Raw genomic sequence first — 12,857 nt, forward strand, 5'->3', positions numbered from 1 at the left:
GACGACGTCGTCCACAGGCCTGGCAGAGCCGCTCGGAAGGCTGAGAGACACCAGCTCCGAGGAACGGCCGCCACTGCGCCGTAGGTGGACGTGACCGGACCCTCTTCAGTGCGGGTTCGTCACGCAGGTGGGCAGTCCCACTGCCTACCCCCGAGGGAAACGTGCGCCCCGACAATGCGAACCTCAACCAGCCTTCTCTGACGACCGAGCAGGTCGTCACCCCCGCTGACACCCGTCAGCCCGCCCGGACCCAGCGTCGTCGGGCATTCGCGGGCATCGCGGCCCTCACCGCAGCGATGTTCCTGGTCTCCGGAGTCCCCGGAGCCACCGCGGCCCAGGCGCCCGTCGCGACCGGTGCGGCGATCTCCTCCACTGCGATCTCATCCAGTGCCGCGAAGACGGTCGTGGCCGCTCCCGCCACCACCAGCGCCTCCTCCAGCACCGTCGTTGCTGCTGCAGCGAAGACGGCCGCCGGTTCGAGGGTCGTGAAGACTGCGACCTCCAAGGCCAAGAAGGCCAAGAAGAAGTCCTGGGCTGCCAAGGTGCGCGCCGTGCGTGCCTACAAGGCCAAGGTCAAGCGTCTCGCCAAGAGCAACCCACGTGCGGCCGCCCGCACGATGATGCGGATGCGTGGCTACTCCACCGCCCAGCAGAACTGCGTCATCAAGCTCTGGAACAGGGAGTCGAACTGGCGCTGGAACGCGGCGAACCCGTCGTCGTCCGCCTACGGGATCCCGCAGGCACTGCCCGGCTCGAAGATGCGCAGCCACGGTCGTGACTGGCGCACCAACCCCGTCACCCAGATCAAGTGGGGCCTGAGCTACATCAAGGGTCGCTACGGCAAGCCCTGCAACGCCTGGAACCACTCCCAGCGTCGCGGCTGGTACTGAACCACCCAGCGTTTCCCCTCGCGGACGTCATCACATCTGGTCGCCATAGCGCCCGGAAGTGATGACGTCCGCGTCGTTTTCGGGGGGGGCAGCGGGGAGGGGTCAGGGAAGCAGGCGCTTCTTCTGGACCTTGCCCATCTCGTTGCGGGGCAGTCCGGTGGCCCAGCGGACCTCACGGGGACGCTTGTGCGCCGACAGTTCGCTGCCCACCAGTGCGACGAGTTCGGTCGCGAGGTCGTCGGAGCCGGTGAAGCCCTCGCGCAGCACGACGTGGGCGACGATTCGCTGGCCCAGGTCGGCGTCGGGTTCACCGACCACTGCGCACTCCGCGACGGCGGGGTGGCCCAGCAGCGTCGACTCGATCTCGCCGGCGCCGATCCGCCAACCGGCCGACTTGATCAGGTCCACCGACTCGCGGCCCACGATCCGGTGACGGCCGTCGGGAGCGATGACGGCGACGTCGCCGGTACGGAACCAGCCGTCGGGCGTGGTCGCCTCGGCGGTGGCGTCGGGACGGTTCAGGTAGCCGTCGAACGTGGTCGCGCCGCGCACCTGCAGGTTGCCCACCGACTCGCCGTCGTGCACGACCGGGGCGTCGTTCTCGTCGACGAGACGGGTCTCGACGCCCTCGATCGGGATGCCCACCCAGCCGGCCTGCGGGTGACCGTCGGCACGGGTGGCGACGGTGATGAGGGTTTCGCTCATGCCGTAGCGCTCCACCGGCTCCAGGCCGGTGATCTCACGGACCTTGTCGAAGACCGGCACCGGCAGCGCGGCCGAGCCGGAGACCAACAGGCGGGCGTTCGAGAGCTGGCTGAGCAGTTCAGGACGCTCCACCAGGCGGGACCAGATCGTGGGGACGGCGAAGTACATGGTCGCGGGGCCGCCCTCGCGCTCGGGGTCGGCGGCCGAGGCGTACGCCTCCGGGGTGCCCTTGGCGACGTGGACGACGTTGCCGCCCAGACGCAGCGGACCCAGGCAGCCCAGGATCAGGCCGTGGACGTGGAAGAGCGGCAGACCGTGCGCGACGGTGTCGTCCCCGGTCCAGTCCCATGCCGCGGCGAGACCGTCGAGGCCTGCCTGCACCGAACGACGCGACATCAGCACGCCCTTGGGCAGCCCGGTGGTGCCGGAGGTGTAGAGGACGAACGCGACGTCGTCCTGGCCGACCTGCTTCTCGACGAAGGGCGCGCGGGCGTCGACGTCGACGGAGATCAGCGGGAGGGTGTCGTCGCCGGCGGAGGCGAGCCAGGCGTCGGGGGCGGCGTCGGTGAGGAAGTGCTCGAGCTCGCGGGTGCCGGAGTCCGGCGGGACCGGCACGACGGAGACACCCGCCAGGAGTGCACCGACGACACCGACGACGGTCTCCAGGGTCATGGTGGCGAGCACGGCGACGCGGTTCTTGCCCTCGAGGTCGGCAGCCACCTGCGCGGCGGCACCGAGGAGTTCGGGGTGGGTGAGGCGTCGTCCGGCGACCTCGACGAAACGGGTGGGGTCAGCGGTCAGGAGTCCCGGGAGCATGGCTTCGAGGATATGCCTGCTCCCGGGACGTCCTCACTGCAGGTGCGGCGGCGCCGGTGGGACCTCAGGGGTGCGTCATCGACTCGACGTCGAGGGCGGCGTCGAGCTGGTCGAGGGTGAGTTCGCCACGCTCGACGAAGCCCTGGGCGAGGACGGTCTCGCGGATGGTGGTGCCGTCGGCGAGAGCCTTCTTGGCGACCTTCGCGGCGGCCTCGTAGCCGATGTACTTGTTGAGCGGGGTGACCACCGAGGGCGAGGACTCCGCGTAACGACGCATTCGCTCGGGGTTGGCAGTGATCCCGTCGACGCAGCGCTCGGCGAGCAGCCGCGAGGAAGTGGCCAGGATCCGGACCGACTCCAGAACGCCGCGGGCCATCACCGGCATCATCACGTTCAGCTCGAACGATCCGGCGGCGCCACCCCACGTGACGGTGGCGTCGTTGCCGACCACCTGGGCGCACACCATCAGGGTCGCCTCGGGCAGGACCGGATTGACCTTGCCCGGCATGATCGACGAGCCCGGCTGGAGGTCGGGCAGGTGGATCTCGGCCAGGCCGGTGGTGGGACCGGACGACATCCACCGCAGGTCGTTGCAGATCTTGCTCAGGCCGGCGGCGTAGGTCTTGAGGACCCCGGAGAGTTCGACAAGAGAGTCGCGGGTGCCCTGGGCCTCGAAGTGGTTGCGAGCCTCGGTGAAGGGCTGGCCGGTGATCTCGCCCAGCACCTCGATCACCCGGGCCGCGAACCCGGGCGGGGTGTTGATCCCCGTGCCCACGGCGGTGCCGCCGAGGGGGAGTTCGCGGACGCGTGGGAGCACCGACTCCAGTCGTTCGGCGGCGTAGCGCACGGTCGCCGCGTAGCCACCGAACTCCTGTCCGAGCGTCACCGGGGTGGCGTCCATGAGGTGGGTGCGGCCCGACTTCACCAGCGGTGCGAACTCCTCGGCCTTGCGCTCCAGGGAAGTGGCCAGGACGTCCAGGGAGGGCAGCAGGTCCTCGACGACGGCGAGCGTCGCGGCGACGTGGATCGACGTCGGGAAGGTGTCGTTGGAGGACTGTGAGGCGTTGACGTGGTCGTTGGGGTGGACCTCGACGCCGGCGCGGGCAGCCAAGGAGGCGATCACCTCGTTGGAGTTCATGTTGGACGAGGTGCCCGAGCCGGTCTGGAAGACGTCGAGCGGGAAGTGCTCTCCGTGCTCGCCGCCCGCGATCTCTGCGGCAGCGGCGTCGATCGCTCGCGCGCGGGCAGGGTCGACGACGCCGAGCTCACCGTTGACGCGAGCAGCGGCCTGCTTGACGAGCCCGAGCGCTCGGACGTGGCGGGGTTCGAGCGTCGTCCCGGAGATCGGGAAGTTTTCGATCGCTCGCTGGGTCTGTGCACGCCACAGGGCGTAGGCGGGGACCTTCACCTCGCCCATGGAGTCGTGCTCGATCCGGAAGTCACCGACGGGCGTGGGGCTGGTCTGGGAGGTCTGCTCGGTCATGCTTCGAACCTAGCGCGGGCCCCTGACAGGTTCGAGGGACGAGGCGTGGGGTCGTCAGCCGAGCATGGCGAGAGCGCCGGCCAGTGCGCCGGGAACGTGCTCGGCGGTGGGGGCGTCGATCAGCGTGAGGTGGAGCTGGAAGGCGCCGTGACGACGCCAGGTCTCGCTGGCCAGGGGGCCGACGAGCAGCACGACCTCCAGCGACGTCAGGGGTGCGAGCAGGTCGTCGAGGGAGTCGGAGACCTGGTCCGCGTTCTGTGCGACGACGGTGAGGCGTGCGGCGTCGTCGGGAAGCGCGAGAGCGGTGGGGTCCTCGGCGACGACGAGCAGGCGGGCGGTCTCGGGGGAGAGGGGGCTCATGCGTCGAGGCTAGGGCGCGGCGGTGCCCGGTGGTGGCGTTTCCTGGCACTCGCTGCAAACGCATTGTTCTAGTAAGATGTGAACTATATTGTTCCGCATTGACCCCACCAGCTCTGTGGGCCTCGCCGACCAGATCGCTGCGCAGGTCCGCGCCGCAGTGGCCGACGGCCGCCTCGGGCCGGGGGAGAAATTGCCGCCCGCCCGTGAGGTCGCGGCCGGCCTGGGCGTCAACATGCACACCGTCCTGCGCGCCTACGCGCAGTTGCGTGACGAGGGTCTGGTCGACCTGCGACGGGGCCGTGGTGCCCACGTCCGCGACGGCGTCGCCACCCTTGTACGAGGGGCTGCTTCTCTCACCGAACAGGCACGTGCGCTGGTCACGGAGGCCGACCGTCTCGGCGTCTCCCGCGACGAACTCGTCGACATCATCCGAAAGGTGCAGTCATGACCACCCCTGCTCCGTCCGCCCCTGCTGCGTCCGGCCCCGCGGCGTCGTCCCGCTCCGTCCGCCAGGGCCTCGTTGCGTCCCTGCTCCTCATCGTCGCCCCGGCCGGTGCGCTGGTGCTGGCGCTCGTGTGGCGTGACCGCCTCCCCGACCCGTTGCCGCGGCACTGGAACACCTCCGGCGACGTCGACGGCACGTCCGGGTTCGTGGTCTTCACTGCGCTGGTCCTGGGGGCTGCGGCCGTGCTCGCGGTGCTCGGGGTGGTGTTGGCACGCCGGGCGCGGGACGTCGCCGGGTTCTCGGCACCGCTGACCGGCTGGCTGACGTGGTTCCTCTCGATCCTCTACGTCGGCACCCTCGTGGCCTCGCTCGACGCGGCCCGGGCCGAGGACGTCGCCCTGCCGTGGGTGTGGATCCTGGTAGCGCTGGGGGTCTCGATGGTCGTGGGCCTGGTGCTGACGAAGCTGCTTCCGCCGACGGTCCAGCGGCCGCCGGAGGCCGTCGCGGCGTCCAGCGGCCTCCGCCTCGGGGACGACGAGAAGGTCGTCTGGGTCGGTGGCGCACGCTCGTTCTCGTTCGTCTGGATGGGCGGACTCCTTGCCCTGGCCGGTGCGGTGCTGCTCGTCGTGGTGGGCTGGGTCGGTCTGGTGCTCGTCGCCGTTGGCCTGCTGATGGGGTGGATGCACTCGATCACCGTCCGGATCGATGACGCCGGCGTCCGCGCCGTGTGGGGGCCGTTCGGCTGGCCCGGTACCCGAACTGCTCTCTCCGACGTCGAGTTGGTGAGCATCGAGGACGCCCAGCCGCTGCAGTGGGGCGGCTGGGGCTACCGGATGTCCACTCGCGGCACCGCGCACATGGTCCGCGCTGGTGAGGCGATCGTGCTGGAGCGCCGCGGGAAGAAGCCGTTGCTGATCACCGTCGACGGCGCGGATCAGGCTGCCGAGGTCCTCACCGCACTGCTGGAGCGTGCTGCCCGCTGACGTTCTCCGGGGCAGTGTGCTCGAAGCCACAGGTCCAGACCGCTGTTTCGAGAGCGGCCGGAGTTGAAGGAGGGTAGAAACGGCATGGACACCCACCTCCGCCAGCGAGGACCCACGCGGCGGCGGTGTCACGCCGCGCCTACAGCCCCGAGAGCCCGATGTGACCTCCCGTCTTCTTCCCTGGGGTGCGACGTTGTCGCTCCTCGCCTCGATGCTCTTCGTGCCGATGCCCGTGGCGTCGGCGCACCGCGACGGCTGTCACGCTGCGCATTCGTGCCCGTCCGACACCGGCTCCTACATCTGCGGCGACACCGGAAACTTCAGCGAGTGCGGTTACACCAGCCTTCCGTCCGTGGGCACCCCCCGCACGTTCGCGAGCGCGGCACCGCCCCCGGACCACGAAGCACCCGACAGGCCCGCGGTCTCGAGGATCACTGCAGCCAAGGGCGGCAGCGTCTCGCTGCGCGTCGACGCCGAGCGTGGCTCGAAGATCGTCGTGAAGTCCAAGGGGACCAAGTACGCCACCGTGACTGCCACCGGCGGCGCCCAGGAGCTCAGGTTCAAGGCTCCTGACGGCAAGCGCACCTTTGCCGTGACGGCAACCGATGCGGCCGGCAACCGTAGTTCGGTCCAGCGCTTCACCGTTGTGGCTGATGCGAAGGCGCCGTCCCTGGACGGGCTCGTGCTCACCTCGGGCAGCAGCGCGCAGGCGTGGTCTCTCGCCTCCTTCAACGCCGGCGAACCGGCCACCTACAAGCTCTTCGTCGACGGTAAGCAGGTGGCAGCCGGAGACGCCGGCGCTGCCCAGACGGAGGTGCCCTTCCCGGTTGCCAATGGGCTTCACGTGGTGACGGTGAAGCTCGCGGACGCTGCTGGTAACGCAGCCAAGGTGCGCCGTTCCATCACCGTTGACATCGACTCGCTCAACCTCGAGGCGAGTGTGGGCGGCGCGACCTCCGAGGCACAGAAGCTGACAGTTCGGGGCACCCGTGATGCCACCGCTGTGGTCAACGGGCTCGGTGACGAGCGGACCTTCGTCCTCACCGATGGCACGGCCGAGATCGACCTCGACCTGCCCGACGGCACCTACGACAACGTCGCCGTGACTCTCACCGACCAGTTCGGCCGCACCGGACGCACACTCCTGGAACGCGTCGTCGTTGACACCGTGCGCCCCGTGGTGAAGCTGGTCCGCCGCACCGAACGGCGGACCCGCGGTCGCCTCGTCCTCGCGGTCGGCACCGAAGCAGGGGCTGCGCTGGTCTGGCGCGCAGTCGACCAGAACGGCAAGGAGGTCGGCTCCGGAGAGGAGACGACCGGTGAGGACGGCGCCCTCGTGGACGTCGACCTCGAGGAAGGTGACTACAAGGTGGAGACCACCGTGCGCGACGCAGCAGGCAACGAGACCAAGGAGACGCAGGAGTTCCACGTCGACTCCGACCCGTGGGGGTGGTGGGGATGGAGCAAGCGGATCCTCGCGGTCCTGGCCCTGCTGTTCCTGGGCCTGCTCGTGGCCGGGTGGCGGATCAACCGCAAGGAACGCAAGGAGGAGGAGGCCCGTGCTCGCGCGGAACGTGAGGCCGTCGAGCGCAAGGCCAAGGCCGAGCGTGATGCCGAGGCTCGTCGTCTGGCGGAGATCGAGCGGGCGCGGTTGGCCGAAGAGAAGCGTCAGCGTGAAGCCGCCGCACGTGCTGAGGCACATCGGGCGTGGGAGCAGCGCGGCGATTTCCTGCGTGAACTGTGCCGCGAGGCTCGTGAATGGGACGGCGTCACCGCCGCGGAGGTCCCTGACGGCATCAAGCTGAAGTCGGGAGAGCGCGTGTACGGCACGAGCCCCGGCGTGCTGGTCGAGGCTCGGACTCGCCAGAACGTCCCGACGTTGGTGGGAGCCGACAGCGGAACGGTGACTGTCACCGATCGCCGCGTCGTGTTCCGTGGTCCGTCGAAGAAGCGTGAGTGGCTGCTGGACTCGATCGACGACCTCCAGCGCCAGGATGACGTCTTCCTGATCGGAGTCACCCAGCGCAAGACCCTCTCGGGCGTGGACCTCAGTGGCCAGGAGCGTGCTCTGCTCCACCTGAACCTTGCCCTGGCAGGTGTCACGGGCGAACGTGACTTCGTCGTCAAGCAGCAGGATGACGCCCTGGCCCGTCACCTTGCCTCGGACCCGGAGGCCGTGACCCGCTGACGTCCTCCCAGTGATTTCGGGGGACGAGAGGGGGTTGTGGTCGGGCGCCGAGCCAAGGGAGGGTGGACGAGGTACACCCATCCGCCCCACCTGCTCGGAGGCACGATGTCGGATTCCCGAGGACGCGTCGCGTTCCTGACCGCCAGCGAAGGAATCGAGAGGATCGAGCTGACCGCGCCGTGGAAGACGGTGCGCGACGCCGGGTTCACGCCAGTGCTGGTGTCGCCCGAGGCCGGCGAGGTCGAGCTCTTCGACCACCTCACTGCCGTCGGCAAACAGCCCGTCGACGCGGTGGTCGCTGACGTCGGCGTCGACGAGTTCGTCGGTCTGGTGCTGCCCGGAGGGGTCGCGAACCCCGACGCGTTGCGCATGGACGCCGACGCGGTCGCGTTCGTGGGTGCGTTCGTCGATTCGGGACGTCCGGTCGCTGCGATCTGCCACGCCGCGTGGACGCTCGTGGAGGCCGACCGGGTCCGGGGACGTCGCCTGGCGTCGTGGCCGTCGTTGGCCACCGACATCCGCAACGCGGGCGGGGAATGGGTGGACGAGGAGGTGGTGGTCGACGTGAACCTGGTGACGAGCCGGAACCCGTCCGACCTGCCTGCCTTCAACCGTGAACTGATCAAAGCCTTGAAGGGGGACAACGCATGAGCACGACTGTCGACGCAGGTGGTTTCGACCTGTACGTGGAGGACCACGGCCCGGCCGCAGAGGGTGGCCGCACGGTCGTCCTGGTCCATGGCTGGCCGCTCTCGGCCGACTCGTGGGCGCACCAGGTGCCGGCACTGGTGCAGGCCGGACACCGGGTGGTGGCCTACGACCGTCGCGGGTTCGGGCGCTCGGGGCACCCCGCGGACAACCGCTACGACTACGACGCCCTGACCGCCGACCTCGGGAAGGTCCTCGACGCCCTCGACGTCACCGACGCCGTCGTGGTGGGGTTCTCGATGGGTGGTGGCGAAGCGATCCGCTACCCGGCGCAGAACCCGCAGGGTCGCGTCAGCGCCGTCGTTCTCGCGGCCGCAGTGCCGCCGTACCTGTTGAAGACCGACGACAACCCCGACGGCCCGCTGCCCAGCGAGGGCGCCGAGGAGATGAAGGCTGGGCTCGACTCGGGACGCGACACGTTCTTCGAGGGCTTCGTGAAGGACTTCTTCTCCGCGAACGGTGAGCTCGCGGTCGGCGAGCAGGAGACCGCTGCCGCGCTGGGGCTGGCCAAGCAGTCCCACCACCCGGCAGCGTTGGCCTGCATCGACTCCTTTGCCCGCACCGACTTCCGTCAGGACCTCGCGGTCGTGGCGGGGCTGCCCATCCCGGTGCTGGTGATCCACGGCGACGCCGACGGGATCGTCCCGCTGGAGGGTTCGGGTGCGCGCAGCCACGCGTCGCTGCTCAACAGCCAGCTGCACGTCATCGCCGGTGGACCGCACGGCATCAACGCCTCGCACGCGGAGGAGTTCAACCGGACGCTGCTGGGCTTCCTGGCCGACTACCCCGGGACGGCTTCGTGAGGATTGCTGTCGTCGTCGGCAGCATCCGTGAAGGACGACGGGGACGCGGCGTCGGCGACTGGGTGATCGCCCAGGCCGCCGACCGCGACCCCGAGTACGTCCTCGTCGACCTGGTCGACCATCCGTTGACCATGAGGTACGAGCAGAAGCTCGACAAGACCTACGACGAGCCCAGCACCCAGGCGTGGAGCGACCTCATCGACTCCTTCGACGGCTACGTCTTCGTGACGCCGGAGTACAACCGTTCGGTGCCCGCGCCGCTCAAGAACGCCGTTGACCTGCTGTTCAGCGAGTGGGGCGACAAGGGTCTCGCCTTCGTCTCCTACGGGGGAGTGGGCGGTGCGAGGTCGGTGGAGCACTGGCGGACGATCGCCGCGACGTTGAGCCTGCACACCGTCAGCGCGGCCGTGCACGCTGGACTGCGGACCGACTTCGACGAAAACGGGTTCGCGCCACAGGCATTCCGGGCGAAGGAGCTCGGGAAGGTTCTCGACGCGTTGGAGTCGCTCACCGAGCGTCTGCGTTCGTAGGTGTTGTGGTGGAGGTTCACTGTCACCTGGTGACAGTGAACCTCCACCCGAACGAGCGAACCCCACCGGTTTGAGTCGTCGAATCAGCAGATTCGCGACCCAAACCGGTGGGGTTCGGCGTCAGAGCGTCAGCGCCTCACTTCTCCGCGGAGCGGATGCGCAGACCGGTGATCGGCACGTTGATCGCGCCGGACGGGTCGGTGAAGAAGTCGTTGCCCTTGTCGTCGACGACGATGAAGGCCGGGAAGTCCTCGACCTCGATCTTCCAGACGGCTTCCATGCCGAGTTCGGGGTACTCGATGACTTCCTGCGACTTGATGCAGTCGAGGGCCAGACGAGCGGCCGGGCCACCGATGGAGCCCAGGTAGAAACCACCGTGGGTGCCACAGGCGTCGGTGACCTGCTTGGAACGGTTGCCCTTGGCGAGCATGACCATCGAGCCGCCGGCAGCCTGGAACTGCTCGACGTAGGAGTCCATACGGCCAGCCGTCGTCGGGCCGAACGAACCGGACGCCATGCCCTCGGGGGTCTTGGCCGGGCCGGCGTAGTAGACCGGGTGGTTCTTGAGGTACTCCGGCATCGGCTCGCCGGCGTCGAGACGCTCCTTGATCTTGGCGTGCGCGATGTCGCGCGCCACGACCAGCGGACCGGTCAGCGACAGTCGGGTCTTGACCGGGTGCTTGGAGAGCTCGGCGAGGATGTCGGCCATCGGCTGGTTGAGGTCGATCTTCACGACCTCGCCGCCGTCGATCTCCTCCTGCATGCCGGCCTCGGGCATGTACTGGGCCGGGTCCATCTCGAGCTGCTCGAGGAAGACACCCTCGGGGGTGATCTTGCCCAGCGCCTGACGGTCGGCGGAGCAGGAGACGGCGATCGCGACCGGGCACGACGCGCCGTGGCGCGGCAGACGGACGACGCGGACGTCGTGGCAGAAGTACTTGCCACCGAACTGGGCGCCGATGCCGAACGACTGGGTGAGCTCGAAGACCTGCTCCTCCAGCTTGGTGTCGCGGAAACCGTGCGCCGACATCGAACCCTCGGTGGGCAGGTTGTCAAGGTAGTGCGCCGAGGCGTACTTGGCGGTCTTGAGCGCGAACTCGGCCGACGTGCCACCGATGACCACAGCGAGGTGGTACGGCGGGCAGGCCGCGGTGCCGAGGCTGCGGATCTTCTCGTCGAGGAACTTCAGCATCGACTCCTCGTTGAGGATCGCCTTGGTCTCCTGGAAGAGGAACGACTTGTTGGCCGAGCCGCCGCCCTTGGCCATGAACAGGAACTTGTACTCGGGCTTGCCGGAGTCCTGCGGCGTCGAGTAGATCTCGATCTGGCCGGGCAGGTTGGTGCCGGTGTTCTTCTCCTCGTAGGTGGTCAGAGGAGCTAGCTGCGAATAACGCAGGTTCAGCTGGGTGTAGGCGTCGTAGATGCCGCGCGAAATCTCCTCGGCGTCGTCGACACCGGTGATGACGCCCTCGGTCTTCTTGCCCATGACGATCGCGGTGCCGGTGTCCTGGCACATCGGCAGGACGCCACCGGCGGAGATGTTGACGTTCTTGAGCAGGTCGAGCGCCACGAAGCGGTCGTTGCCCGACGACTCCGGGTCGTCGATGATCTTGCGGAGCTGCTTCAGGTGCGCAGGACGCAGGAAGTGGGAGATGTCGTGCATCGCCTCACGGGTGAGCGCCTGGATTGCCTCCGGCTCCACCTTGAGGAACGTCTTGCCGTCGACCTCGAGGGTGCTCACGCCCTCGGTGGTGATCAGACGGTACGGAGTGTCGTCCTTCCCGATGGGGAGAAGGTCGGAGTAACGGAATTCAGGACCAGTGCTCACGAGTCATCAGGATACGCCGCTCTTCCAGCCATGTGCCTGTGCAGGTCACCCTCACCCACACGACCTGGGGCGAGGAGATGGATCGGCCTCGTGCCGGCGGCCTCAGGCGGTCGCCGGCACGAGGCCGTCAGCGGGACGGTCACTTCACCTTGAAGGTCACCGTCTTCGAGGACGCCTTGAACTTCTTCGTCGCCGCGTAGGCGACCTTGACCTTGTAGCTGCCCTTGGCGAGCTTCTTCGTCTTCAACGACGCGGAGCCCTTCTTCAGGCTCAGGGTCTTCTTCGCAACCTGCTTCTTGCCCTTGAGGACGGTCACCGTGGCCTTGCCGGTGGGGACGACCTTCGCCGACTTCACCGTCACCTTCACCGTGGCGACCTTTTTCTTCGAGACCGTCACCTTGGCGGTGGTGGTGGTCCCAGCCGGCTTTGGTGCGGGCGGCTTCGGTGCGGGCGGTGCCGGCGCATCGGTGATGTTCACGGTGCGGGTCAGACCCGCGACAGTGTCGCACGTGACCGCGACGTCCATGCCGAGGGCGGTCGCGACGAACGCGACCTTCGTGACCGAGACCGATGCGGAGGAACCTGTCGCGGAGACGGTGCCGGTGGTGGGCGGTGCCGGGATCGGTGCCCGGACGCCGAGTGGTGCGGTGGTGTGCTTGCCGCTCAACGTCACGGCTTTGCCGTTGACGGTGGCCGAGACGGTGGCAGAGACAGGAGTGGCGGGGAGCGCGAGCGGCACGATGCCGGGCATGGCGCCCAGGGTCAGCCGCAGTGTCACCGTGCCGTTGCTGGCGCGGGTCGCGGTGATGTCGGCGGTGGTCGGGTAGTCCATGGTGCTGTCGAAGTCGGGGACCTGACAGAAGAGTTCAGCTGCAGCAGGAGCGGCCTGGGCCGGCGTCCACGGAGCGAGTGCGCCGAGCAGGAGTGCACCGCTGGCCAGTGCGCTCGCACTCAGGGCGCTGGACCTCGGGGCGCGAGGGGAGCGGGGGCGTCGGGCGTCTGTCATCTCGTCCACCTCTCGGGCGGCGTCCTCGGCCCCGGATCGGGCGGACGGGGACGCCCCACGTCTGTGATCACGGCGTCGCGGTTGCGCCGCCACAATGAACGTATATGTTCTC

12 protein-coding genes are annotated in these 12,857 nt (G+C 68.7%); 7 read left to right on the plus strand and 5 right to left on the minus strand.

The annotated features are described in order from the left end of the window. The first annotated feature begins 161 nt into the window (after nucleotides 1–161). On the plus strand, nucleotides 162–890 hold the full coding sequence (locus EOV43_RS03320; RefSeq protein ID WP_128219669.1) for an aggregation-promoting factor C-terminal-like domain-containing protein: 729 nt from the start codon (nucleotides 162–164) through the stop codon (nucleotides 888–890). A 102-nt stretch (nucleotides 891–992) separates the two neighbouring features. On the opposite strand, the gene EOV43_RS03325 is transcribed toward EOV43_RS03320, so the two are convergent. The 3 genes from EOV43_RS03325 to EOV43_RS03335 form a co-directional block, all read right to left on the minus strand. After that, entirely contained in the window at nucleotides 993–2,411 is a 1,419-nt protein-coding gene (locus EOV43_RS03325) for an acyl-CoA synthetase (protein ID WP_128219670.1), read from the minus strand. Nucleotides 2,412–2,475: 64 nt separating this feature from the next. Further along, on the minus strand, nucleotides 2,476–3,894 hold the full coding sequence (locus EOV43_RS03330) for a class II fumarate hydratase (protein WP_128219671.1): 1,419 nt from the start codon (nucleotides 3,892–3,894) through the stop codon (nucleotides 2,476–2,478). A 54-nt stretch (nucleotides 3,895–3,948) separates the two neighbouring features. Continuing rightward, complete coding sequence (locus tag EOV43_RS03335) at nucleotides 3,949–4,254, minus strand: hypothetical protein (protein WP_128219672.1); 306 nt, start codon at nucleotides 4,252–4,254, stop codon at nucleotides 3,949–3,951. Nucleotides 4,255–4,342: 88 nt separating this feature from the next. On the opposite strand from EOV43_RS03335, the gene EOV43_RS03340 reads away from it, so the two are divergent. The 6 genes from EOV43_RS03340 (at nucleotide 4,343) to EOV43_RS03365 (ending at nucleotide 9,911) form a co-directional block, all read left to right on the plus strand. Beyond that, nucleotides 4,343–4,702, plus strand: coding sequence for a GntR family transcriptional regulator (locus EOV43_RS03340; RefSeq protein ID WP_239022207.1), 360 nt, complete (start codon nucleotides 4,343–4,345; stop codon nucleotides 4,700–4,702). Further along, nucleotides 4,699–5,682 carry an SdpI family protein gene (locus tag EOV43_RS03345; RefSeq protein WP_128219674.1) on the plus strand — a complete coding sequence of 328 codons (984 nt, stop codon included), beginning with the start codon at nucleotides 4,699–4,701 and terminating at the stop codon, nucleotides 5,680–5,682. Before EOV43_RS03340 ends, EOV43_RS03345 begins: the two co-directional genes overlap by 4 nt. 160 nt (nucleotides 5,683–5,842) lie before the next feature. After that, nucleotides 5,843–7,870 carry an Ig-like domain repeat protein gene (locus EOV43_RS03350; protein ID WP_128219675.1) on the plus strand — a complete coding sequence of 676 codons (2,028 nt, stop codon included), beginning with the start codon at nucleotides 5,843–5,845 and terminating at the stop codon, nucleotides 7,868–7,870. A gap of 105 nt (nucleotides 7,871–7,975) precedes the next feature. Further along, nucleotides 7,976–8,521, plus strand: a complete 546-nt coding sequence (locus EOV43_RS03355; RefSeq protein ID WP_128219676.1) for a DJ-1/PfpI/YhbO family deglycase/protease — start codon at nucleotides 7,976–7,978, stop codon at nucleotides 8,519–8,521. Next, nucleotides 8,518–9,381 carry an alpha/beta fold hydrolase gene (locus tag EOV43_RS03360; RefSeq protein WP_128219677.1) on the plus strand — a complete coding sequence of 288 codons (864 nt, stop codon included), beginning with the start codon at nucleotides 8,518–8,520 and terminating at the stop codon, nucleotides 9,379–9,381. The genes EOV43_RS03355 and EOV43_RS03360 overlap by 4 nt, the downstream gene beginning before the upstream one ends. Beyond that, a complete protein-coding gene (locus EOV43_RS03365) occupies nucleotides 9,378–9,911 on the plus strand; it encodes an NADPH-dependent FMN reductase (protein ID WP_128219678.1) in 534 nt (177 codons plus the stop codon). The genes EOV43_RS03360 and EOV43_RS03365 overlap by 4 nt, the downstream gene beginning before the upstream one ends. A gap of 136 nt (nucleotides 9,912–10,047) precedes the next feature. On the opposite strand, the gene EOV43_RS03370 is transcribed toward EOV43_RS03365, so the two are convergent. Both EOV43_RS03370 and EOV43_RS03375 read right to left on the minus strand, forming a co-directional pair. Then, nucleotides 10,048–11,739: a fumarate hydratase gene (locus EOV43_RS03370; protein ID WP_128219679.1), complete on the minus strand. Its 1,692-nt coding sequence runs from the start codon at nucleotides 11,737–11,739 to the stop codon at nucleotides 10,048–10,050. Nucleotides 11,740–11,878: 139 nt separating this feature from the next. Continuing rightward, nucleotides 11,879–12,745: an Ig-like domain repeat protein gene (locus EOV43_RS03375; RefSeq protein WP_239022274.1), complete on the minus strand. Its 867-nt coding sequence runs from the start codon at nucleotides 12,743–12,745 to the stop codon at nucleotides 11,879–11,881. Between the last annotated feature and the right edge of the window lie 112 nt (nucleotides 12,746–12,857).

The sequence above is a fragment of the Nocardioides yefusunii genome (genome assembly GCF_004014875.1).
Lineage (GTDB): Bacteria > Actinomycetota > Actinomycetes > Propionibacteriales > Nocardioidaceae > Nocardioides > Nocardioides yefusunii.